The following is a 21725-nucleotide window of genomic DNA, read 5'->3' on the forward strand; positions in this document are numbered from 1 at the left end:
GGGGCCCGGGGGGGCCCACCTACCCCCGCAAACGCCGGGGCCCCCGCACACCCCCCCCCGGGGGCCCCCGGCCGGTCGGCCGGCTCCCGCCGGCGCCGTGCGGATCGGCTTTGTAGGAGCGGGTAACTACGCGTCCAGCATGCTGCTGCCGCACCTGCAGAAGAACGAGAATGCCGTGCTGGCCCGGGTCGCGACCAACAAATCCTTGTCCGCCGCGAACGCCCAACGACGGTTCGGCTTCGAAGCGATCTCCACCGACGCGAACGAAGTACTGACCGACACCACCCTCGACGCCGTGTTCGTCGTCACCCGCCACAGCTCCCACGCCGACCTCGCCTGCCGCGCCCTCGAGACCGGCAAGGCGGTCTTCGTCGAGAAGCCGCTGGCGCTGACCGACGAGGACCTGGACCGCATCGTCGCCACCGTGGACGCCACCGGCAACGACCGCCTGATGGTCGGCTTCAACCGCCGGTTCGCGCCGCTGCTGACCGACCTGAAGGACCGCTTCGGCGACCCCGGCGGCGCCTTCTCCCTCCGCTACCTGGTGAACGCCGGCAAGCTCGACTCCACCAGCTGGTACCTCGACGCCGGCAAGGAAGGCTCCCGCTTCGCGGGCGAGGGCGGCCACTTCGTCGACACCCTGACCTGGTGGCTGAACAGCCTCCCGACCGAGGTGTACGCCGTCCCCGGCCCGGACACCGGCGACGTCGTCGTCACGCTCCGGTTCGCGAACGGCTCGGTCGCGACGATCAGCTACGTCGGCGGCGGCACCGCGCGTTTCCCGAAGGAGACGATCGACGTCACCGGCGGCGGCCGCAACGCCCGGTTCGACAACTTCCAGAGCGCGTCGGTGTGGACCGGCCGCAAACCGTCGGTCCGCAAGTCCCGCAGCACCGACAAGGGCCAGCGGATCGAGCTCGACCGCTTCGTCGCCGCGGTGAGGTCCGGCGGCCCGATGCCGATCCCGTTCGAGACCCTGGTCGCCACCACCCGCGCGACGATCGCCGTCGACCGAAGCCTGGCCAGCGGCCGGCCGGAAAAACTGTGAGCCGCCAGCCCTTGGGCTGGTACGTCCGCCGCCTCCGCCGGATGTCCCCCACCGAACTCATCTGGCGCACCCGCGATGCCGGACGCCGTACTGCCTGGGCCTACCAACAGGTCAGGCCCGGGCAGGACGGAAACCCGCATCTCCCCCTCCGCACCGAGCGGACCTTCCCGACGACGCTGTCGCCGCAGACGGCCTGCGCGGTGCCGGACGAGGCCCGCAAGGCGGTCATCGCCCGGGCCGACGCGATCCTGGCCGGGAACCTCGAGGTCCTCGGGGTCGACCGTACGGATCTCCGCGCCCCGGACTGGTTCCGCGACCCGACCACGGGCCGCCGGTCGGACCCGGCGCAGTACGTGTTCAAGCTGAACCACCGCAACGAGCAGGCGGTCGGCAACATCAAGCAGGTCTGGGAGCTGTCCCGCCACCACCACCTGACCCAGCTGGCCGCGGCCTGGTACCTGACGCATGACGACCGGTACGCCGAACGCGTAGCCGACCACTTGAACGACTGGTGGCGGTCGAACCCGTTTCTGTCCGGCGTGCACTGGGCGAGCGGTATCGAGATCGGCCTGCGCCTGATCAGCTGGACATGGGTCCGCCGGCTGCTCAACGACTGGCCTGACATCACGGATCTGTTCGAGCACAACGAACTGGCGCTGCAGCAGCTCTACTGGCACCAGCGCTACCTCGCCGCGTTCCGCAGCCACGGCTCGTCGGCGAACAACCATGTGATCGCGGAAGCGGCCGGACAGCTCATCGGCGCCTGCGCGTTCCCCTGGTTCACGAAGAGCGACCGCTGGCGCGCAGACGCCGCAGCCCTGCTGGAGAAGGAACTGGACGCCAACACGTTCCCCTCCGGCGTGAACCGCGAACTGGCCACGGACTACCACCGCTTCGTCTCTGAACTCGGCCTGTTCGCCGCTCTGGAAGCAGAAACCGCCGGACACCCGCTCAGCCCGCGGACCTGGGCCCTGCTGACGCGCACTGTCGACGTGGCCGCGGCGATCGTCGACACCAGCCTGCGGCCACCACGCCAGGGTGACGACGACGAGGGCATGGTCCTGGTTCTCGACCCACCAGACATCAGCGACTGGGCGGCGTACCTCTCGCTGGGCGCAGCCGTGGTCGGCCGAGCGCCCTGGTGGCCCGGCAGCGAGCCCACGGCGACGTCCGTCATCGTCGGCTCGCTCATCAGCAAAGAACAGCCGGACCGCCCGGCCGAACGACCGGACCACTTCCGCGACGCCGGCCTGATCATTCTGCGCAGCCAGGACACCGGTCCGGAGATCTGGTGCCGCGCGGACGCCGGTCCGCACGGCTTCCTCTCCATCGCCGCCCACGCCCACTCCGATGCGCTGTCGCTCGAGGTGCGGGTCGACGGCGTCGACGTCCTCGCCGACCCTGGCACGTACTGCTACCACGGCGAACCGGAGTGGCGGGACTACTTCCGCTCCACCGTCGCCCACAACACCGTCGAGGTATCCGGCACCGAGCAGTCCACCTGGGGCGGCCCGTTCCTCTGGCTGCGCGGTGCGAACAGCACGGTACGTCGGTACAGCGGAAACGCGTGGGAGGCCGAACACGACGGCTACGCACCCGTCACGCACCGGCGAACCGCCGCACTGGAGCAGGGCGTGCTGCGCGTGGAGGACCACCTCGACGCGGCGGCCGGCGTACGGATCGCCTGGCACCTGGGGCCAGAGATCGAGTACGACGAGCCGACGGGACAGCTGACGTGGCCCACCGGCTCAGCCGCCGTCGAGCTGCCCGCCGGACTGACCTGGACGGCCTACCGCGGCACCGACGACCCGCTGCTGGGCTGGTACTCCCCGCGCTTCGGCCACAAGGTCCCGAGTACCACTCTGATCGGCACCGGCACCCTCAGCCCCGACTCCCCCGCGACCACCACCTTCCGCTTCCGCTCCTGAGGTGTATCAGCGCCACGTTCCGCCCCTCTATTACTCCGTACCGACAGACGTTCGCTTGGAGGGGGCCTGTGAGCGCACAGCAGCTGGACGTGAAGAAATCGTGGCAAGCGATCCGCCGGCACCGCCTGATCGTGGCGGCTGTCGCCGCGGTCGGCCTGCTCGGTGGGATCGCGTACGGGCTCGCCGTGCCCGCCATGCACACCGCCACGTCACTCGTCGTCCTGCCACCACCTCCCGCGACCGATGCCGAGAAGGCCACCCAGGCCGGCGCGCAGAGCATCGACACGCAGGTCTTCATCGCGGAGAGCGAGCCGGTACTGAAGAGCGCGGGCCAGAACCTCAGTCCCGCACTGACGACCGACCAGGTCCGTGACCGGGTCAAGGTCACCGCCGTCACCCAGGACGTCATCAAGATCGACGCGAAGGGGCAGACCGCCCAGGAGTCGATGCAGCTGGCCAACGCCGTCGCCGGGATCTACCTGGTCTACGTGACGAGCGCACAGAACCTGCCGGGCGACCTCGGGAAGAAGACCGGCGCCCGCGTGCTGGAGCAGGCGACCAGCGCCCGCGGTGGCAACGTGTTCGTCCATCTCGGCATCCTCGGCGCGCTCGGTGCCTTGATCGGCGCGGCCGCCGGCTCGGTCGGTGTGCTGGCCAAGGCCCGGGGCGACCGGCGGCTGCGGATGCGCGACGAGATCGCCGACGCGGTCGGCCTGCCGGTGCTGGCGTCGGTCTCGTCGTACCAGGCGACGGACCGGTCCGACTGGGCCTACCTGCTCGAGCACTACTCGCCGACGGCGGTGGAGGCCTGGAGCCTGCGCAAGACCCTGCACCACCTCGGGCTGGACGTCCGCGACGGCGCTCCGGTCTCCCTGACCGTGCTCTCCTTCACCGGTGACGACAAGGCCCTTCCGCTCGGTCCGCAACTGGCCGCGCTCGCCAACTCGATCGGGATCACCGCCTCGATCGTGGTCGACACCCACCAGGAGCCGCCGGGCTCGTCCGCGCTGACCATCCACCTCGTGGTGGTGGACCGGGACGCGCCGCACCTGGCCGACGCCGAGCAGACCACGAACACGATCGTCGCGCTCTCGTCCGGCGTCGTGACGGCCGAGGAACTCGCCCGGCTGGCGGTCGCCGCCGCCGCGAACGACCGCACCATCGACGGTCTGGTGGTCACCGATCCGGACCCGACGGACCGGACGATCGGCCGGGTCTCGCAGTCGACGCGTCGCACGTCCTCGCGGCTGCCCACCCTCCTCACCGGCACGGCGAGGAGGACCAAATGAGCAACCAGCCGTACAACGAACCGACGGTCCGCGAGCCCGTCTGGACCGATGACGACGGACTGTTCGACGGCGAGCGGTCGGCGTCGTTCCCGCCGGACGCGCTGGTCACCTTCCGCTTCATCCGTGATGCGCTCCGCAGGCACGTCCGCATCTGGCTGGTCGTCGCGCTGGTCGGCCTGGCCCTGGGTCTGGCCTCGACCGTCGCCCTGCCCGCGCCCAGTACGGCGCAGACCCGGTTGCTGCTGACGCACCGCGACGGTGAGGACCCGACGAAGGCGATGGCGACCGACGTCAGCCTCGCGACCACGCACACCGTCGCGCAGAGGGTGATCGAGCTGCTCAAGCTGCCCGTGACCCAGGACGACCTGCTCAAGGAGTACTCCGCGAGCGCGTCGACCGACCGGATCCTCCAGATCACCACCAAGGCGAAGACCGATGAGGAGGCGACCAAGCTGGCGTCGGTCATCGCCAATGTCTTCCTCGTCTACCGCACGGAGCAGATCGCGCTGCAGGACGCGCCGCTGGTCCGGGACCTGACGGCTGCGGCGAACGAGCTGTCCCTCGCAAAGCAGGCGGTGCGGGCGGCCGGTGACGATCCGGACGAAATGAAGCGCCCCAACAGTGCTGAGGGCGCCAGGCTCGGCGCGGCCCGGGACCGGGAGACCTACGTCCGGCAGCAGCTGCAGGACGAGCAGGTGCAGGCAACCCGGATGAACAGCAGCCGGGTTCTCGACGTGGCTGCCCCGGTGCCGGTCTCGGCCAAGCGGACGATCGTCATCAACGCGGGCACCGGCCTGATCGCCGGCCTGTTCCTCGGCGTCGGGTTCGTCATCGTCCGGGCGCTGATCTCGGACCGGTTGTGGAAACGCCAGGACATCTCCCATGCCCTCGGCGCCCGCGTCCGGCTGAGCGCACCCCGGCCCTCGCGCCTGCGTCTGTTCCCGCTACCGGGCCTGCTGCGCAAGGCACAGCGGCAGAGCCCTGAGATTCAGCTCCTCGTCCAGCATCTCGATCACCGGATCGCCTGGAGCGAACGCCCGCCGACACTCGCGGTGGTGGGGATCGACGACCTGCGCACCTGCGCTCTCGCCGTTGCCGCACTCGCCGTGTCGCTGGCCGAGGACGGCAAGCGCGTCCTGGTCGCGGATCTGACCGAGTCCGGCCGGCTGGCCCGGATGCTCGGCGTGAAGGTACCGGGCACGCAGGAGTCACGGTTCAGCGAGCCGGGCCGGCGGATCGAGGTCCACCTGCCCGACCCGGCCGCCGGGCCGGCTGAGGGCGCGTACCTGCGGCTCGGCGACAACAAGCGGCCCGCGGGCTCCGGCGACGTGGCACTCGACGCGTCGTGGGAGGTCGCCGACCTGGTGCTCAGCCTGGCCGACCTGACTCCCGAGCTCGGCGCGGACCACCTGGCCACGTGGAGCTCGCACGCGGCCGTGGTGGTGACCGCGGGCCGTTCGACCACGACCGCGATCCAGGCGACCGGCGAGATGCTCCGGCTGGCGGGGCTCGAGATCGACACCGCGATCGTGCTCCGTCCGGACCGCACGGACGAGAGTGTCGGCGTGACCGAGGCCGAGTCCGGCCGGACCCGCTCCGTGGACGTCGAGATGTTCAGCCGATGACCATGCTCGCGACGCTCGGGAACCAGCTGACCGCGCGGCTCGGCACCCGGCCGACGCGGCGGGTCGTCGCCCCGGAGGTCCGCCGGCGCCGGCGGGTGCAGCTGACCTGGGCTTTGCTGGTGCTGAACGTGATGACGTTCTTCCCCGGTGCGCCGCACCTGCTGCCGATCCCGGGATCGGTCGGCAAGCTCATCGCGCAGGGAGCGCTGGTGGGCGCGCTGATGATGGTGCTGTCGGTGAACCGGCCGGTCCGGGTCCGGCGCAGCGTCTACATCGTGCTGCTGATGACGTTGGCCGTCGAGGCGCTGCTGGCCAGCATCCGGGCGGAGTTCCTGCTCGGCGCGCTGTTCCGCGCCGGCCGGCTCTGCGGGTTCGCGTTGGTGCTGTGGCTGTTGACGCCGTGGTGGACCCGTCGCGACCTGCTCCTGGTGCGGACCCACCTGCTGGTGCTGTGGGCAATCGTCGGGTCTGTCATCGTCGGGCTGATCGTCGCCCCCGGACTCGCCATGACCGACGACCGGCTCGGCGGCACGCTCTGGCCGATCCCGCCGACCCAGGTCGGCCATTACTCCGCGGTGGCCATCGGTCTGACGATCGTGCTGTGGATGTCGGGCCTGCTCCGGCGCAACGTGGCGCTGGCCAGCGTGCTGTGCTGCGTCCCGGTGCTGCTGCTGACCCACACCAGGACCGCGCTGGCGGCGACGCTCGTCGGTGTGACGATCGCCGGGCTCAGCCTGTTCACCGCGCGCTCGCGGGTGCGCAAGGCGTTCCTGATCGGTCTGACGGTGTTCACGTTCGGCGCGCTCACCCTCAGTTCGGTGGTGACCACCTGGCTGGCGCGCGGCCAGGACACCGAGGAACTCGGCGCGCTCACCGGCCGCAAGGCCGTGTGGGACGCCATCCTCGCCCAGCCGCGTTCCACCTTCGAAACGCTCTTCGGCTTCGGCCTGTCGAACAAGTCGTTCAACGGCCTGCCGATCGACAGCAACTGGCTCGGCACCTACTACGACGTCGGACTGGTCGGCTGCGCGCTCACGATCCTGCTGCTGGCCTTCGTGCTGACCGCGGCCTGGTTCCGGCCCCAGGGGCCGCACCGGGCTCTGGCCCTGTTCCTCGTCGCCTACTGCGTCGTCGCCTCGTTCACCGAGAGCGGGCTCAGCGAGGCCTCGCCGTACCTGCTGGAACTGACGCTGGCCGCCTCGCTGGTGTACTCCACATCAACACGTGAAGGACCGCGATGAAGATCATGATGGTGCACAACAGATACCGGTCGACCGCACCCAGCGGTGAGAACCGGGTCGTCGACCAGGAGAGCGAGGCGCTCACCGCGGCGGGTCACACCGTCCGGCACTTCGAGAGGCACAGCGACGACATCGAGGAGTGGCCGGCGCTGAAGAAGGCGGTCCTGCCGGCCCGGGTGGTCTGGAGCCGGGCCAGCCGGTACGACCTGGCCCGCGACCTGTTCCGGCACCGGCCGGACGTGGTGCACATCCACAACACGTTCCCGTTGCTCAGCCCGTCGGTGCTGTACGCCTGCCGGCTGGCCGGCGTACCGGCCGTGATCACGCTGCACAACTACAAGCTGCTGTGCGCGAGCGGCGACTTCTTCCGCGACGGCAAGGTCTGCCACGACTGCGCCGGCGGCAATCCGGCCAGCGGCATGCTGCACCGCTGCTACCGCGGGTCGGCGCTCGCGACCGCGACGACCGTGCTGAACACCCGCGGGCACCGGGGCAGCTGGCAGGACCTGGTGTCCGCGTACATCTTCATCTCCGAGTCCCAGCGCGATCTGATGGCCGGCATGCGGTTCGACCCGGACCGGACGTTCGTCAAGCCCAACATGGTGCCGTACGACGGTCCCGTCGGCGGGTCCCGGCAGCGCCAGGTGACCTACGTCGGCCGGCTCGACGCCGCGAAGGGCGCGCCGCTGCTGATGAAGGGCTGGGACGCGTATCGCGCGACCGCGGGCGACGAGGCGCTGCGGCTGGTGATCGCCGGCGGCGGACCGATGCTCGACGAGGTCACGGCCTGGGCCGCCGACCGGCCCTCGGTCGAGCTGCGCGGCCTGATGAGCAAGCCCGACGTCTTCAAGCTGATCGGCGAGTCCCGCGCGGTGGTGCTGCCGTCGGAGTGGGAGGAGACGTTCGGCCTGGTGGTGGTCGAGGCGATGGCTGTCGGCGTACCGCCGCTGGCGTCGGCGCACGGCTCGTTCCCCGGCCTGATCACCGACGGCGTGGACGGCGCGCTGTTCGAGCCCGGGAACCCCGAGGCGCTGGGCAGGCTGCTGCGCGATGTCGACAGCGATCCCGAGCGGTACGTCCGGCTCGGTAGACAGGCCCGCAAGACGTACGAGACCGACCACCAGATCGATCAGAACGTCGAGCAGTTGCTCGACATCTACCGCTTCGCGGTAGCGAACCCGGTCACCCCCCGTCGCTGAGCCCGAGGATCCGATGCCCCCCGAAGGAAACACCAAGGAGACCGGCGGTCCGCCGTCGCCGGCCACGGTGACCGCGTGGTACCGGCGGCCGCTGGTGCTGGGCGGTGTCGCGCTGGTCGTCGTCGCGGCGCTGCTGGCCGTCGTCCTCGTCGTCCTCGGCGAGCAGGAGCCGACGAAGGCCGCACCGCCGGCCACCGGGTCCCCGGCGATCACGAACAGCCCCGTGACGGCGCCGTCGGCCCCGACCGCGAAGATCTGCGGGAACGCCGGAGCTCTGTCCGGCCCCGCCACCGCCCCGGCCAACGCGGTTGTCGTCAGAACCACGGACAACCTCAACGAGCTCACGGAGGCGAAGCCGGCCGGCACCACCTTCTGGCTGTCCCCCGGCACGCACAAGCTCGGTCGCGGCGAGTTCGCCCAGGTGATCCCGAAGGACGGCAACACCTATGTCGGCGCGCCCGGAGCGATCCTGGACGGCGGCCGCCGCAACCGGTACGCGTTCACCGGCTATGCCACCGCGGTGACGGTGAAGAACCTGACCATCCAGAACTTCGGGCCGGTCCGGAGCAACAACGACGAGGGCGTGGTGAACCACGACGCCGCCGGCCGCTGGACCGTGACCGGGAACACCGTCAAGGACAACGCCGGGGCCGGCGTCATGGTCGGCGACCACAACGTTGTCCGCGGCAACTGCCTGCAGAACAACGGCCAGTACGGCTTCAACGCCTACAACCCGGGCAAGGTGGCCGGGATCACCATCGAGGGCAACGAGATCGCCGGGAACAACACCGACGACTGGGAGCGGCTCAAGGAAGGCTGCGGGTGCAGCGGCGGCGGCAAGTTCTGGGAGGTGACCGGGGCGGTGGTGCGCAACAACTGGGTGCACGACAACCACAGCGCCGGTCTGTGGGCCGACACGAACAACACCGGCTTCGTGATCGAGGGCAACTACATCTCCGGGAACCTGGCCGAGGGGCTGGTCTACGAGACCAGCTACAACGCCGGCATCCGGGGCAACACGTTCGTGCGCAACGGGCTCGGCAAAGGGCCGACCAACAACGGCTTCCCGACCCCCGCCCTGTACATCTCCGAGTCCGGCAGCGACCCGCGGGTGCCGGGTGTCTTCAACCAGACCTTCGAGATCAGCAAGAACGTATTCAGCGACAACTGGGCCGGCGTCATCCTGTGGGAGAACGCCGACCGGTTCGCCGGCTCGGCCGCCAACACCAGCACCGGCTCGGGCACGCTGGTCAATCCGGCGGTGGTGAACGCCAAGACCTGCAATGCCAAGACGATCGAGGAACAGCCGTTCCGGAGCGACTGCCGCTGGAAGACGCAGAACGTCAGGGTCCACGACAACCTCTTCAGCCTGAACCCGAACAAGGTGTCCAGTAGTTGCGGGTCCAGCTCCGGGTGCGGCTACAACGGCCTGTTCTCCAACTGGGGTACGTTCCCGAGCTGGTCGCCGTACAAGGAGTCCGCCGTGCAGGACGCGATCACGTTCCACCAGGGCAACCGCTTCTTCAACAACACCTACGCCGGGCCGTGGAACTTCATCGTGCACGAGCAGGGCAACCGGGTGAACTGGGCGTCCTGGCAGGGCGCGCCGTACGGACAGGACCCGGACAGCGTCGTCAAGGTGCTCGGGGAGCGCTGAGGGCGATGATCGGGCCTCCGGAGCGCGTTGCCGGCGAGCAGATCGCACTGCTCCGCTCGGTCGGGTACGCCGCGTTCGGCCGGCACGAGCGGAATCTCGACGTACTCGACCTGGTCTTCGACAGCCTGGTCGACACACCCGGCGAGGTCGGCGTCCGGCGGCTGCGCTTCGCCGGGTACGGCGTGACGCTGGACGTGGAGCGGGCCGCGGAGTCGGTGGAGCTGCGGGTCACACCGGCCGGTCCGGTCGTGGTCGAGGCCCGCGGCGGCGACGGGCCGGGCGACACCCGACTGGTGAGCTTCCTGCTGCGCTGGCCGGGCGGCAACCAAAGACCGGTCCGGACCGCGTGGATCATGCTGTGATCGCTACTGTGATGGCTGCTGCGATCGCATGCCCCCGGGCCCGGACCGGTCCGGTGCTGCTTCAGGAGGCAAGCAGCAGTCTGAGCTTCTCCAGGCACCGGCCGCGGATCGGGCCGATGCTGCCGATCGGGATGCCGATCGTGGCGGAGATCTCCGCGTACGGCGCCGGCGGGTCGGCCATCAGCATGCCGAGCAGCTGCTGCCAGCGGTCCGGCAGGCTCTCGAGCGCCCGGCGTACGTCGTCGGCGCGCTCGCCGGCGAGCAGGTCGGCGTCGAGGTCCGGCTGGTCGCCGGCCACGTCGTCGAACGCGGTCGCCTCGTAGGTCAGCAGCACGCGCTTGCGGAACGCCAGCACCCGCAGGCATTCCCGGCGCGTGGTGACGACCAGCCAGGCGCCGACCCGCTCGGGGTCGACGCGGTTGATGTGTTCGAGCAACCGCAGCCACACCATCTGCGAGACGTCAGCGGCGTCGCTGTCGCTCAGGCGGAAGCTGCGGGTCACGGCCCAGACGAGCCGCGCATAGTGATCGACCAGCTGACTCCACGCGCCCTGGTCTCCTTCGGCGGCCCTGATCACCAGGGTCGCGGCCTCGGACCGGGCGACGGCCGACCTTTCCAGTACTACAGTCACGGATTCCCCCCTCGGGAACGCAAACACCGCTCGGTACCTCACTCAGTACGCGCCGTCGCTCCCCAGCACGGCGCGGGCGGTTTTCCACAGGATCAACAGGTCGAGTGCGATCGACCAGTTGTCGGCGTACCGCAGGTCGAGCCGCATGGACTCCTCCCACGTCAGGTCACTGCGTCCACTCACCTGCCACAGGCCGGTCAGGCCGGGCTTGACGAGCATCCGCCGCGCGTCGTCGATCGCGTACTGCGCGACCTCGGCGGGCAGCGGCGGGCGCGGGCCGACCAGTGACATGTCCCCCCGGAGCACGTTCACCAGCTGCGGCAGCTCGTCGATCGAGAACCGTCGCAGGTACCGGCCGACCCTGGTCACCCGCGGATCGTCGCGGAGCTTGAACAGGACCCCGTTGCCTTCGTTCAGCGCGTGCAGTTCCGCCTTGCGTTCCTCGGCGTCGACCACCATCGTGCGGAACTTCAGCATCTGGAACTGCTCACCGCCGCGTCCCACCCGGGTCTGCCGGAACAGCACCGGACCGCGGCTGGTGACCTTCACCAGCACCGCGGTGACCAGCAGGATCGGCGCCACCGCGAGCAGCAGCAGGCAACCGACCACCCGGTCGAAGACGCTCTTCAGGATGTGCGGCCCACCGCTCACCGACGGGCGCTCCAGGTGCAGCAGCGACAGCCCGGCGACCGGCCGGATCGAGATCCGCGGACCGGCCACCTCGACGATGCCCGGCGAGACGATCAGCTCCACGCCGCGCTGTTCGAGCGCCCAGGACAGCTTGCGCAGCGAGTGCCCGGACAGTTCCGGGTCGGCCGCCACCGCGACCACGTCGGCGTCCCACTCGTCGACCGCCTTCAGGATGTCCATCTCGGCACGGCCCAGCCGGTCCGGCTCGGGCTCCTCGGCTGCATGGTTCACCGGCGTGTCGCCGCGGGGCAGACAGCTCGCCACCACGACGTACCCGTCGGTCTTGCGCTCCTCCAGGTGCCGGCGCAGCGTCGTCACCTGGTCGTTGCGCCCGACAACGAGCACCTTCCGCATGCACCGGTCGGCGATCCGCCGCTTGGAGATCTGCCGGTGCAGCACCCAGCGGGCGAACATCGCCGCGAAACAGGTCATCGGCACCGCCAGTACGACGAAACCACGCGCCACCTGGCTCTTCGTCGCGTACGACGTGATCGCGACCACCGCGGTCAGCGCCACCGCCGCCCGGATGATCGAGCGGAACTCCTCCGGCCCGGTGCCGAAGTAGCGGGTCTCATAACCCCGCTCCAGGGCGACACAGACCAGCCAGGCGATCGGCAGCACGGCGCCGAGCAGCACATAGCCGAGGTTGATCTGGGCCCCGAACCGGACCACCAGGGCCAGCGAGACACCGAACAGCGCGGCCCCCAGGTCGCCGGCGAGCGCCGCCCACCGGTACTTCCCGACCCACCGCGCCTCGGTGAACCGTGCCGCGCGCGGCACGACCGCCGGTACTTCGTCCGGAACCACCCAGACCGGCCGACGACGTTCCCCCGACGGCGCCGGCCGAAGGTCAGCCGGTTCGGCCAACCCCTCGGACATGACAAAATCACTCACGCACAGTCACCCCCCACAGGTGAAACCGAAACCCGTGACCAACCCACACCCCGTCACGGACCTCGTCCAAACGCCGCCCCCACAACGGCGTGAACCAGAGAGTACTACGTGGACGCAGCGGAAAACAGCACCCGACGAGAGTGTTTACCGGCGCGCAAACCCGACTTCCGGGTTCCATAAATCAAAGACCCCCGGGAGCCCGTGATCGGGTTCCCAGGGGTCTCAGATGACTACTTGAAGTGATCAGCCGCCGGGTCGGGGCACTGATCGGGGGTGCGGTCAGCCGGCGATCAGGCCGTCGCCGCTGATCAGCTCACGCATCTCGGCCAGCGAGCTGTCCGACGGGGGCAGGATGGCGTCGGAGTCGTGCAGCTCGTCGTCCGGCACCTTCTCGCCGGAGCGGACGAAGTCCAGCAGCGCCGCGAAGGCGGCCTGGTACGTCGTCTCGTCGCCGGACGACACCGCCTTCTCCAGGTCGCCGTCGACCGCGTTGAGCGCGTCGAGCTTCTCGTCAGCCAGTCGCCACTGGCCTTCACCCATGATCCGAACGATCACCGAATATCTCCGTCCTGAGGTCGCGCCGGCTCGGCTGCCGGCTGCTGGGCGGTCTGGGGGGCGGACTGCTGCGCCTCACCGGAGAGCTCCTTGGGCGTGCTGCTGCCGCCGGACAGCTGCGCCTTCATGGCGGCCAGCTCGTTCTCGACGTCGGAGCCGGACGACATCCGCTCGAGCTCGAGCGTGATGTTGTCCTTGTTGGTCCCGGTGGCGTCGTCGAGCGCGCCGGAGGCGAGCAGCTCGTCGATCGCCCCGGCCCGGGCCTGCATCTGCTGCGTGCGGTCCTCGGCGCGCTGCACCGCCAGACCGACGTCGCTCATCTCCTCGGAGATCCCGGAGAAGGCCTCGTTGATCCGGGTCTGCGCCTCGGCCGCGGTGTAGGTGGCCTTGATGGTCTCCTTGCGGGTCCGGAAGGACTCGACCTTGGCCTGCAGCCGCTGGGAGGCGAGCGTCAGCTTCTCCTCCTCGCCCTGCAGCTGGGCGTGCTGGGTCTGCAGGTCGTCGATCTGGCCCTGCAGGCCGGACTTGCGGGTCAGGGCCTCGCGGGCCAGGTCCTCGCGGCCCATCGAGAGCGCCTTCTGCGCCTGCTCCTGCAGCTTGGCCGACTGGGACTGCAGCTGTGACGCCTGCAGCTCCACCCGCTTGCGGCTGGTGGCCACGTCGGCTACGCCACGCCGCACCTTCTGCAGCAGCTCCAGCTGCTTCTGATACGAGTAGTCAAGGGTTTCGCGAGGATCCTCGGCCTTGTCCAGGGCGGAGTTCGCCTTGGCCTTGAAGATCGTCGACATCCGCTTGAAGATGCTCATCGATATCCGTACCCCTTCTGTGCCGGACTGACGACCCGGCGTGCGTGCCTTCCACCCTATGTCCCACCGGGTCACGACACCATCAGGACGGGCCCGGATAAAGTAGTGGGAAGGTCCGGGGACCACCCCGAGTCGCGACCTTGCCCTGCGAATGAGGTTCTGACCCCGTGTTCCGTCGTACCAAGTCTGAGACAGCTACCACCGTACCCGCCGAGTCCCAGGGCAAGCCGGGCGGCAAGGGCCGTCCGACGCCGAGCCGCAAGGAGGCGGAGGCCGCCCGCAAGGCCGCCTTCAAGAAGCCGCGCAACCGCAAGGAGGCCTCGGCGATCCGGCGGGACAAGGTCCGCACCGAGCGCGCCAAGATGCAGTCGGCCATGCAGACCGGCGACGACCGGTATCTGCCGGCCGCCGACAAGGGCCCGGTCCGGCGGTTCGCCCGGGACTACGTCGACGCCCGGTACTCGGTGATGGAGTTCGCGCTGCCGGTGCTGCTGGTGGTGTCGCTGATCGGCGTGGTGTTCTCGCCGCAGTTCCCGTGGCTGGCCGGGATGGTGAACCTGCTCTTCCTGTTCATGATCCTGCTGATCGCGGCGGACTGGTTCCTGCTCACCTCGGGGCTGAAGAAGCAGGTGGCGATCAAGTTCCCGAAGGAGTCCACCAAGGGCCTGGGGTTCTACGCCGTCCGGCGGACCATGCAGATGCGCCGCTGGCGGCTGCCCAAGCCGATGGTGAAGCGCGGCGAGAAGCCGTCCTGACCCAGGCGAAGTAGGGTCTGGGTATGGACTTCCGCTATCTGGGCAACAGTGGTCTCAAGGTCAGCGAGATCTCGTACGGTAACTGGCTGACGCACGGCTCGCAGGTGGAGAACGAGCAGGCCAAGGCCTGTGTCCGGGCCGCGCTGGACGCCGGCATCACGACGTTCGACACCGCCGACACCTACGCCAACACCAAGGCCGAGTCGGTGCTCGGCGAGGCGCTGGCCGGCGAGCGCCGCGAGTCGCTGGAGATCTTCACCAAGGTGTACTGGCCGACCGGTCCCGGCGGACCGAACGACACCGGCCTGTCCCGCAAGCACATCCACGAGTCGATCAACGGCTCGCTGCAGCGGCTCGGCACCGACTACGTCGACCTCTACCAGGCCCACCGGTTCGACACCGAGACGCCGCTCGAGGAGACGATGGAGGCGTTCGCCGACGTCGTCCGGCAGGGCAAGGCGCTCTACATCGGCGTCTCGGAGTGGACCGCGGAGCAGCTGCAGGAGGGCCACCGGCTGGCCCGTGAGCTGCGCATCCCGTTCGTCTCCAACCAGCCGCAGTACAGCATGCTCTGGCGGGTCATCGAGGCCGAGGTGGTCCCGGCGTCGGAGGAGCTCGGTATCGGCCAGGTGGTCTTCTCGCCGATCGCGCAGGGCGTGCTGACCGGCAAGTACCTGCCGGGGCAGCAGCCGCCGGAGGGCTCCCGGGCCACCGACGCCAACGGCTCGAACTTCATCAAGCGGTTCCTCACCGACGACGTCCTGACCCGGGTCCAGGAGCTGAAGCCGCTCGCCGACCAGGCCGGGCTGTCGCTGTCGCAGCTCGCGATCGCGTGGGTGCTGCAGAACAGCAACGTCTCGTCGGCCATCATCGGCGCGTCCCGCCCCGAGCAGGTCACCGAGAACGTCAAGGCCGCCGGCGTCACGCTGGACGAGGGTCTGCTGAAGGGGATCGACGAGGTGCTCGGCCACATCGTCGAGAAGGACCCGGCCAAGACCGCGCAGAACGCCCCGCAGAAGCGGCCGAACTCGTGAGCTGGAGCTGGCGGTTCGAGACCGCGAGCGGCGCCCTGGTCGACCCGGGCGAGGTCGGCGGGGCGGAGTTCTCCGCACAGGGTGACGCCGAGAGCTGGCTGGGTGAGGTCTGGCGCGACCTGGCCGACCGCGGCGTCGGTCAGGTGTACCTGCTGGAGGACGGCCGTGAGGTGTACGGCCCGATGAGTCTGTCGTCCGCGGAGTAGAGTTCGGTCGAACCAAAGCCTGCGTCACAGGGAAGCCGGTCCGAGTCCGGCGCTGACCCGCAACCGTAGGCCACCCGTCCGCAGCCGCGGGCGGGTGGCGAGCCGGAACACTGTGACGCAGGCAGTCAGGCTCAACTACCCGCCGTGGTCCGCGGGTGGAGCCCCTACCCTGCCGGTGCAGGCGGGACCTCCTCCACCGGGCTGCGGCCCGACCGAGGAACGACAATGACTGCACATCGGACCGTACGCCTGGTCCTCAGCCTGCTGGCGGGTCTCCTGCTGGCGGGGACCGTCGCGACCGTCACAGCTACCACTGCCCAGGCCGAGGACGGCTACCGCTTCTGGGGCTACTACCAGTGGACGAACGGCCAGTGGGCCTTCTCGCAGAAGGGCGCCGACGCCTACGTCCCGGCCGACGGGGCCGTCGAGGGCTGGCGGTTCGCGCTCGGCGGCGCCAAGCCGCGGGTGCCGCGCGCCGCGGGCGACTTCGACGCCATCTGCGGCAAGACCCCGGCCGAGACCGGCAAGAAGCGCGTCGCGGTGGTCGTCGACCCCGGTACGCCTGAGGACGCGACCGCCGGGGAGACGCCCGGGCCCGCCACCGGCACCTGCGTGGTGACCGACCCGGCGTCGAACGGCGCGAAGATCCTCGCGGCGGTAGGCCCGGTCCGGATCGAGAAGGGCCTGACCTGCGGTGTGGCCGGCTACCCGGCCAAGGGCTGCGGCGACCAGGTGAAGAACATCAATGTCCCGGCCACCGACGCCCCGGTCACGCTGCAGATCGGTGCGAGTGTCGGGTCCTCGGCCAAGCCGTCCCCGGCGGCCACGAGCGAAGATGACGGCGGGGCGCCGTGGACCGGCATCGTCATCGCGATCGTCGTGGTCGCCCTGCTGGCCGGTGGCGGGCTCGTCCTGAACCGCCGTCGTACCGCGGCGAAGTAGAGTGCGCGCCGTCCACCACCTGACACTCCCCCGGGCACTCCACCCGGGGGCCTGGTGGTTGTGGGCGCTGTGCATGGCTGTTGCGGCCAGCAGGACCCGTAACCCGGTTCTGCTGGCCCTCATCCTCGCCGTCACCGGATTCGTGGTCTCGGCCCGCCGGAGCGACGCACCGTGGGCGCACAGCTTCACCGCGTTCCTGAAGCTGGGTCTGCTGGTCATCGGCGTCCGCGTGGTCCTGCAGGCCCTGCTGTCGACCCGCTCACAGGGCAACACCGTGCTGTTCACGCTGCCGCTGATCCCGCTGCCTGCCTGGGCCGCGGGCGTCAAGCTCGGCGGCGAGGTCACGGCGGAGGCCCTGCTGACGGCGCTGTACGACGGTTTCCAGCTGGCCGTCATGCTCTGCTGCGTCGGAGCCGCCAACGCCCTGGCCAGCCCGCGGCGGCTGCTGAAGTCGTTGCCTGGGGCCCTCTACGAGATGGGCGTCGCCTGCGTCGTGGCTCTCACGTTCGCGCCGCAACTCGTGACGGACGGCCGCCGGGTGCGTGCAGCACGTCGGCTGCGCGGCCGCACCCACGCTTCTTTCCGTACGACGGCCATGCCGGTCCTGGAGGGTGCACTGGACCGGTCGGTCGAGTTGGCGGCCGCGATGGACTCACGCGGCTACGGCCGTACGGCGCAAGCTCCTAAGGTCCACCGTCGACTAACAGCGTTGTGCGTGCTGCTGGGGCTGCTGGGCATCCTGCTCGGTGTCTACGCGTTGCTCACCGACTCCATGGCCTTCCCATTCGCGGCGGGCGCACTCGCGGCCGGCGTGCTCCTGGCAGTCGCCGCGATGGCGGTCGGCCGGCAACGGGTCTCCCGGACGCGCTACCGCCCCGATCCCTGGGCGCTGCCCGAATGGCTCGTCGTAGCGGCCGGTGCGGTGGCGGCAGGGGGCATGGTGTTCGCAGCGGTCCGCGGCGTGAACGGCCTGCTGCTGGCCGGCCCGCTGGTCGTCCCACCGGTGCCGGTGCTGCCGGCAATCGGCGTACTGATCGGGCTGGTCCCCGCACTGGCTGCACCACCCCCGAAGAAGGCGGCTGCATGATCGAGTTCGACCACGTGACGATGACGTACGACGGTGCGCGGGAGCCGGCCCTGGAGGACGTGAGCTTCACCGTGCCCGAGGGCGAGCTCGCACTGGTGATCGGCCGCACCGGCTCCGGCAAGTCGACATTGCTGCGGGCGATCAACGGCCTGGTACCGCACTTCACCGGCGGCACGCTGGCAGGCCGCGTGCTGGTCGACGGGCGGGACACCCGCGAGCACCGGCCGCGCGATCTCGCCGACGTGGTCGGGATGGTCGGCCAGGACCCGATGGCGGGCTTCGTCACCGACACGGTCGAGGACGAGCTCGCGTACAGCATGGAATCGCTCGGCGTGGCGCCGGACGTGATGCGGCGGCGCGTCGAGGAGACGCTGGACCTGCTCGGGCTGGCAGACGTACGGGACCGGGCCCTGACCTCCTTGTCGGGTGGCCAGCGCCAGCGGACCGCTATCGGAGCAGCGCTGACCTCACATCCCGCCGTGCTGGTGCTGGACGAGCCGACGTCCGCCCTGGACCCGCAGGCGGCGGAAGAGGTACTGGCCGCGCTCCAGCGGCTCGTGCACGACCTGGGCGTCACCGTGGTGATGGCCGAGCACCGGTTGGAGCGGGTGATCCAGTACGCCGACCGCGTGATCGAAGTACCCGGTGGTGCCGCCGCGGTGTCGACAGGGCTCCCGGCCGAGCGCATGGTGACTGCACCGGTCGCACCGCCGGTCGTTGAACTGGGACGGCTGGCCGGCTGGTCACCACTCCCCCTGTCCGTACGAGACGCACGGCGCGCCGCGGTCGCGCTGCGCGGCCAGCTGGACTCCTCCACACCCTCACGGCCGGTCGCCGCACTCGGTAAAGAGCTGGCGCGCTGCACCGACCTCGTCGTCGGCTACGGCGCCGTGACCGCGCTGCGCGGTGTGTCGCTCAGCATCAAGGCCGGCGAGATCGTCGCGCTGATGGGCCGCAACGGCGCGGGCAAGTCGACGTTGCTCAACGCGCTGGTCGGCATCCTGCCGGCGCGCTCAGGGACTGCGACGGCATCCGGAGCGGACCCGCGACGTACCAAGCCGAACGAACTGGTCAAGGCAGTCGGACTGGTCCCGCAGGAGCCGGCCGACCTGCTGTACGCCGCTACGGTCGCGGACGAGTGCGCCGCCGCGGACTCCGACTTCAGGGTGCCCGCAGGTAGTTGCCGCGCCCTCCTGGAACGGCTGGCACCAGATGTGCCGCTGACACACCATCCGCGCGACCTGTCCGAGGGTCAGCGACTGTGTCTGGCACTGGCCGTCGTACTGTGCGGGGCCCCGCCGCTGCTGTTGCTGGACGAGCCGACGCGCGGGCTCGACTACGGCGCCAAACGCCGGCTGGTCGCGATCCTGCGGGAGCTGGCGGCTGCCGGGCACGCGGTGGTGCTGTCGACGCACGACGTGGAGATGGTGGCCGAGGTCGCGACGCGGGTGATGGTGCTCGCCGACGGCGAACTGGTCAGCGACGGCGACACCGCCGAGGTGATCGCCGGGTCGCCGGCCTTCGCCCCGCAGGTCGCGAAGATCCTGGCACCGCTGCCGTTCCTGACGGTGGGCGAGGTCGCTGACGCACTGGATCGGGCGTCGTGAAGCTCATCCTGCTCAGGCCGCGGAGCGCGATCGCGCTGCTCGTCGCGTCGGCGGTCGGCGTGCTGGCCTTCGCGTGGCCGTTGTTCTTCCGGACGGCGCAGGCAGGCGAGTCGGCGATCGGCCACACGACCGACGCGCCCTGGCTGTTCGTCCTCCTGCTGCCGCTGCTGGTGGCCGTCGTACTCGCGGAGCTGTCGGAGGCCGGCATCGACGCGAAGGTGATCTCGCTGGTCGGCATGCTCGCCGCGATCGGCGCGGCACTGCGGGCGCTGGGCCCGGGCACGGCGGGACTCGAGCCGGGGTTCTTCCTGCTGGTGCTGGCGGCTCGGGCGTTCGGGGCCGGGTTCGGGTTCGTGCTGGGGGCGGTGTCGCTGCTGGGCGGGGCGCTGATCAGCGGCGGGGTCGGGCCGTGGATGCCGTTCCAGATGTTCGCGTGCGCGTGGGTCGGGTGTCTGGCCGGGCTCTTGCCGCGGGTCGGCGGACGGCTCGAGTTGCTGCTGCTGGCGGGGTACTCGCTGGTCTCGGGGGTGCTGTACGGCCTGATCATGAACCTCTGGTTCTGGCCGTACGCGACGTTCGGCACCGACTTCTCGTTCATCCCCGGCGACGAGCTCGCGGCCAACCTGCACCGGTACTTCCTGTTCGTGGTGGCGACGTCGCTCGGATGGGACATCCCGCGCGGCATCCTGTGCGCGGTGCTGGTGCTGCTGCTCGGGCGGCCGATCCTGAACGCGTTCCGGCGCACCGCCCGTAAGGCGGCCTTCGAGGCGCCGGTGGTTTTCGACTCCGGGAGGACGCATGGCTGATCGGATCCTCGTTCTGGGCGGCGCCCGCTCCGGCAAGTCGATCGCCGCGGAGCGCCTGCTGGCCGACGTACCGGACGTCGTGTACGTCGCGACCGGCGGGGACGACGCGGGCAGCTCCGAGTGGGCCGAGCGGGTCGCCAAGCACCGGGCCCGCCGGCCCGCGTCGTGGGGCCTGGCCGAGACGATCGACCTGGTCCCGCTGCTCGAGACGCCGGGGCCACCCTTGCTGATCGACTGCCTCACTCTTTGGCTGTCGCGCACGATGGACAAGCTCGACGTCTGGTCCGACCTATCCCGTTCGACCGAGATCGACACCCATCTCACCGCCCTGGTGACCGCCTGGTCCGCCACCCCACGCCATGTAGTTGCCGTCAGCAATGACGTGGGCTCCGGCATCGTCCCCGCGGATCCCGGGACCCGCCTCTTCCGCGACCTCATGGGCCGCCTCAACACCACCGTCTCGCTCGCCTCCGACCAAGTCCTGTGGACCATCGCCGGCCGAACCCTGCCGCTCACATGACTGACTCACCGGACGAGAGGGCACCCGCTCGAGGGCCGGGAACCTGGCCTGCTGCGGCGCAACTCTCTCTAGGCACCTTGACCGTGCTTCCGGCCGGGGCTCCTCGCCGGGTCGATCGAACGGTGGGCGGACGAGCAATGCTGCTCGCCCCGCTGGTGGGGGCGCTGATCGGCGGAATCGCGACCGTGGTGGTCGTGCTGGCTCAACTGGTGAAGCCCGACGCCGACCTACTCGCAGCGGTGCTCGGGGTCCTCGTAGTGGCGGGCCTGTCCGGAGGCCTGCACCTCGACGGGCTCGCCGACTTCGCCGACGCGCTGGGCAGCCGCCGCGATCGCGAGACCATGCTGCGAATCATGAAGCAGAGCGACATCGGCCCGTTCGGCGTGGTCGCGATCGTCGCCGTCCTGCTGCTCGACGTCGCCGCCCTCACCGCCTGTCTGCAGGCCGGCTTCGGCTGGCAGGCGATCCTGATCGCGACCACCGCCAGCCGCCTCACGCTCCCCTGGGCATGCCTGAAGTCCATCCCCCCAGCCCGCCCGGACGGATTGGGAAGCATGGTCGCCGCAACGGTGAGTCCCACTGCGGCCGCGCTGACCACGGCCGCCGTACTGGCCGCCGGCCTCGCCCTCAGCTGGCTGACGTCTTCGGGGATCGGGCGTCTGCTCGGTGCCGCGGCCGCGGTCCTGCTCGCCGTCGTGACCAGCCTGCTCACCAGCCGTCGAGCCCGCCGAGCGATCGGCGGGACCACCGGCGACGTGCTCGGCGCGACCGTCGAGATCGCCCTCCCGGTAGCCCTTCTGACGCTCGCCCTGATCGTGTGAGCGCTCACCTCCACCGTGCGGC

General features: G+C 70.2%; 21 protein-coding genes and 1 riboswitch. Of the genes, 17 read left to right on the plus strand and 4 right to left on the minus strand.

The window, feature by feature from the left end; all coding sequences use genetic code 11:
• The first annotated feature begins 97 nt into the window (after positions 1-97).
• From ABZW60_RS34910 to ABZW60_RS34945, 8 genes are all read left to right on the plus strand, one after another.
• Positions 98-1048, plus strand: coding sequence for a Gfo/Idh/MocA family oxidoreductase (locus ABZW60_RS34910; RefSeq protein ID WP_355484272.1), 951 nt, complete (start codon positions 98-100; stop codon positions 1046-1048).
• Positions 1045-2976, plus strand: coding sequence for an alginate lyase family protein (locus tag ABZW60_RS34915; RefSeq protein WP_355484273.1), 1932 nt, complete (start codon positions 1045-1047; stop codon positions 2974-2976). The genes ABZW60_RS34910 and ABZW60_RS34915 overlap by 4 nt, the downstream gene beginning before the upstream one ends.
• Positions 2977-3044: 68 nt before the next feature.
• On the plus strand, positions 3045-4265 hold the full coding sequence (locus tag ABZW60_RS34920) for a hypothetical protein (protein WP_355484275.1): 1221 nt from the start codon (positions 3045-3047) through the stop codon (positions 4263-4265).
• Positions 4262-5890: a hypothetical protein gene (locus ABZW60_RS34925; RefSeq protein ID WP_355484277.1), complete on the plus strand. Its 1629-nt coding sequence runs from the start codon at positions 4262-4264 to the stop codon at positions 5888-5890. Before ABZW60_RS34920 ends, ABZW60_RS34925 begins: the two co-directional genes overlap by 4 nt.
• Complete coding sequence (locus ABZW60_RS34930) at positions 5887-7131, plus strand: hypothetical protein (RefSeq protein WP_355484278.1); 1245 nt, start codon at positions 5887-5889, stop codon at positions 7129-7131. The genes ABZW60_RS34925 and ABZW60_RS34930 overlap by 4 nt, the downstream gene beginning before the upstream one ends.
• Entirely contained in the window at positions 7128-8330 is a 1203-nt protein-coding gene (locus tag ABZW60_RS34935) for a glycosyltransferase (protein ID WP_355484280.1), read from the plus strand. Before ABZW60_RS34930 ends, ABZW60_RS34935 begins: the two co-directional genes overlap by 4 nt.
• 13 nt (positions 8331-8343) lie before the next feature.
• Positions 8344-9987 carry a right-handed parallel beta-helix repeat-containing protein gene (locus ABZW60_RS34940; RefSeq protein WP_355484281.1) on the plus strand — a complete coding sequence of 548 codons (1644 nt, stop codon included), beginning with the start codon at positions 8344-8346 and terminating at the stop codon, positions 9985-9987.
• Between the two features lie 5 nt (positions 9988-9992).
• Positions 9993-10349 carry a hypothetical protein gene (locus ABZW60_RS34945; protein WP_355484283.1) on the plus strand — a complete coding sequence of 119 codons (357 nt, stop codon included), beginning with the start codon at positions 9993-9995 and terminating at the stop codon, positions 10347-10349.
• 61 nt (positions 10350-10410) lie between these two features.
• Here ABZW60_RS34945 and ABZW60_RS34950 read toward each other — a convergent pair whose 3' ends face one another.
• From ABZW60_RS34950 to ABZW60_RS34965, 4 genes are all read right to left on the minus strand, one after another.
• Positions 10411-10980 (minus strand): sigma-70 family RNA polymerase sigma factor, encoded by a 570-nt coding sequence (locus ABZW60_RS34950; RefSeq protein ID WP_355484284.1) that lies wholly within the window; start codon positions 10978-10980, stop codon positions 10411-10413.
• 42 nt (positions 10981-11022) lie between these two features.
• Entirely contained in the window at positions 11023-12564 is a 1542-nt protein-coding gene (locus ABZW60_RS34955) for a sugar transferase (protein ID WP_355484286.1), read from the minus strand.
• A gap of 279 nt (positions 12565-12843) precedes the next feature.
• Positions 12844-13119: a hypothetical protein gene (locus ABZW60_RS34960; protein WP_355484288.1), complete on the minus strand. Its 276-nt coding sequence runs from the start codon at positions 13117-13119 to the stop codon at positions 12844-12846.
• A complete protein-coding gene (locus tag ABZW60_RS34965) occupies positions 13116-13925 on the minus strand; it encodes a PspA/IM30 family protein (protein ID WP_355484290.1) in 810 nt (269 codons plus the stop codon). Before ABZW60_RS34965 ends, ABZW60_RS34960 begins: the two co-directional genes overlap by 4 nt.
• A gap of 167 nt (positions 13926-14092) precedes the next feature.
• Here ABZW60_RS34965 and ABZW60_RS34970 point away from each other — a divergent pair, with 167 nt between their 5' ends.
• The 9 genes from ABZW60_RS34970 to cobS all read left to right on the plus strand — a co-directional run bounded on the left by ABZW60_RS34970 (position 14093) and on the right by cobS (position 21703).
• Positions 14093-14680 (plus strand): DUF3043 domain-containing protein, encoded by a 588-nt coding sequence (locus tag ABZW60_RS34970; protein WP_355484292.1) that lies wholly within the window; start codon positions 14093-14095, stop codon positions 14678-14680.
• A 23-nt stretch (positions 14681-14703) separates the two neighbouring features.
• Positions 14704-15714: an aldo/keto reductase family protein gene (locus tag ABZW60_RS34975; RefSeq protein ID WP_355484294.1), complete on the plus strand. Its 1011-nt coding sequence runs from the start codon at positions 14704-14706 to the stop codon at positions 15712-15714.
• Positions 15711-15920 (plus strand): hypothetical protein, encoded by a 210-nt coding sequence (locus tag ABZW60_RS34980; RefSeq protein ID WP_167214214.1) that lies wholly within the window; start codon positions 15711-15713, stop codon positions 15918-15920. The genes ABZW60_RS34975 and ABZW60_RS34980 overlap by 4 nt, the downstream gene beginning before the upstream one ends.
• 30 nt (positions 15921-15950) lie before the next feature.
• Positions 15951-16031: riboswitch (cobalamin riboswitch) on the plus strand.
• Positions 16032-16145: 114 nt separating this feature from the next.
• On the plus strand, positions 16146-16862 hold the full coding sequence (locus ABZW60_RS34985) for an SCO2322 family protein (protein ID WP_355484296.1): 717 nt from the start codon (positions 16146-16148) through the stop codon (positions 16860-16862).
• 73 nt (positions 16863-16935) lie between these two features.
• On the plus strand, positions 16936-17949 hold the full coding sequence (locus ABZW60_RS34990) for an energy-coupling factor transporter transmembrane protein EcfT (RefSeq protein ID WP_355484298.1): 1014 nt from the start codon (positions 16936-16938) through the stop codon (positions 17947-17949).
• The gene (locus ABZW60_RS34995) at positions 17946-19556 is read left to right on the plus strand and encodes an ATP-binding cassette domain-containing protein (protein ID WP_355484300.1); all 1611 of its coding nucleotides are present in this window, start codon (positions 17946-17948) and stop codon (positions 19554-19556) included. The genes ABZW60_RS34990 and ABZW60_RS34995 overlap by 4 nt, the downstream gene beginning before the upstream one ends.
• Positions 19553-20362 carry an ECF transporter S component gene (locus ABZW60_RS35000; protein WP_355484302.1) on the plus strand — a complete coding sequence of 270 codons (810 nt, stop codon included), beginning with the start codon at positions 19553-19555 and terminating at the stop codon, positions 20360-20362. The genes ABZW60_RS34995 and ABZW60_RS35000 overlap by 4 nt, the downstream gene beginning before the upstream one ends.
• The gene (locus ABZW60_RS35005; RefSeq protein ID WP_355484304.1) at positions 20355-20882 is read left to right on the plus strand and encodes a bifunctional adenosylcobinamide kinase/adenosylcobinamide-phosphate guanylyltransferase; all 528 of its coding nucleotides are present in this window, start codon (positions 20355-20357) and stop codon (positions 20880-20882) included. The genes ABZW60_RS35000 and ABZW60_RS35005 overlap by 8 nt, the downstream gene beginning before the upstream one ends.
• A 77-nt stretch (positions 20883-20959) precedes the next feature.
• Complete coding sequence (cobS, locus tag ABZW60_RS35010) at positions 20960-21703, plus strand: adenosylcobinamide-GDP ribazoletransferase (RefSeq protein WP_355484306.1); 744 nt, start codon at positions 20960-20962, stop codon at positions 21701-21703.
• Positions 21704-21725 lie beyond the last annotated feature (22 nt).

This window comes from Kribbella sp. NPDC003557 (assembly GCF_040610805.1).
Taxonomy (GTDB): Bacteria; Actinomycetota; Actinomycetes; order Propionibacteriales; family Kribbellaceae; genus Kribbella.

Bases quoted from the DNA above. Each gene is read 5' to 3' on its own strand.
- ABZW60_RS34925 (WP_355484277.1), top strand. From the start codon at position 4,262: ATGAGCAACCAGCCGTACAACGAACCGACGGTCCGCGAGCCCGTCTGG.
- ABZW60_RS34930 (WP_355484278.1), top strand. From the start codon at position 5,887: ATGACCATGCTCGCGACGCTCGGGAACCAGCTGACCGCGCGGCTCGGC.
- ABZW60_RS34935 (WP_355484280.1), top strand. From the start codon at position 7,128: ATGAAGATCATGATGGTGCACAACAGATACCGGTCGACCGCACCCAGC.
- ABZW60_RS34940 (WP_355484281.1), top strand. From the start codon at position 8,344: ATGCCCCCCGAAGGAAACACCAAGGAGACCGGCGGTCCGCCGTCGCCG.
- ABZW60_RS34945 (WP_355484283.1), top strand. From the start codon at position 9,993: ATGATCGGGCCTCCGGAGCGCGTTGCCGGCGAGCAGATCGCACTGCTC.
- ABZW60_RS34965 (WP_355484290.1), bottom strand. From the start codon at position 13,925: ATGAGCATCTTCAAGCGGATGTCGACGATCTTCAAGGCCAAGGCGAAC.
- ABZW60_RS34975 (WP_355484294.1), top strand. From the start codon at position 14,704: ATGGACTTCCGCTATCTGGGCAACAGTGGTCTCAAGGTCAGCGAGATC.
- ABZW60_RS34985 (WP_355484296.1), top strand. From the start codon at position 16,146: ATGACTGCACATCGGACCGTACGCCTGGTCCTCAGCCTGCTGGCGGGT.
- ABZW60_RS34990 (WP_355484298.1), top strand. From the start codon at position 16,936: ATGGCTGTTGCGGCCAGCAGGACCCGTAACCCGGTTCTGCTGGCCCTC.
- ABZW60_RS34995 (WP_355484300.1), top strand. From the start codon at position 17,946: ATGATCGAGTTCGACCACGTGACGATGACGTACGACGGTGCGCGGGAG.
- ABZW60_RS35005 (WP_355484304.1), top strand. From the start codon at position 20,355: ATGGCTGATCGGATCCTCGTTCTGGGCGGCGCCCGCTCCGGCAAGTCG.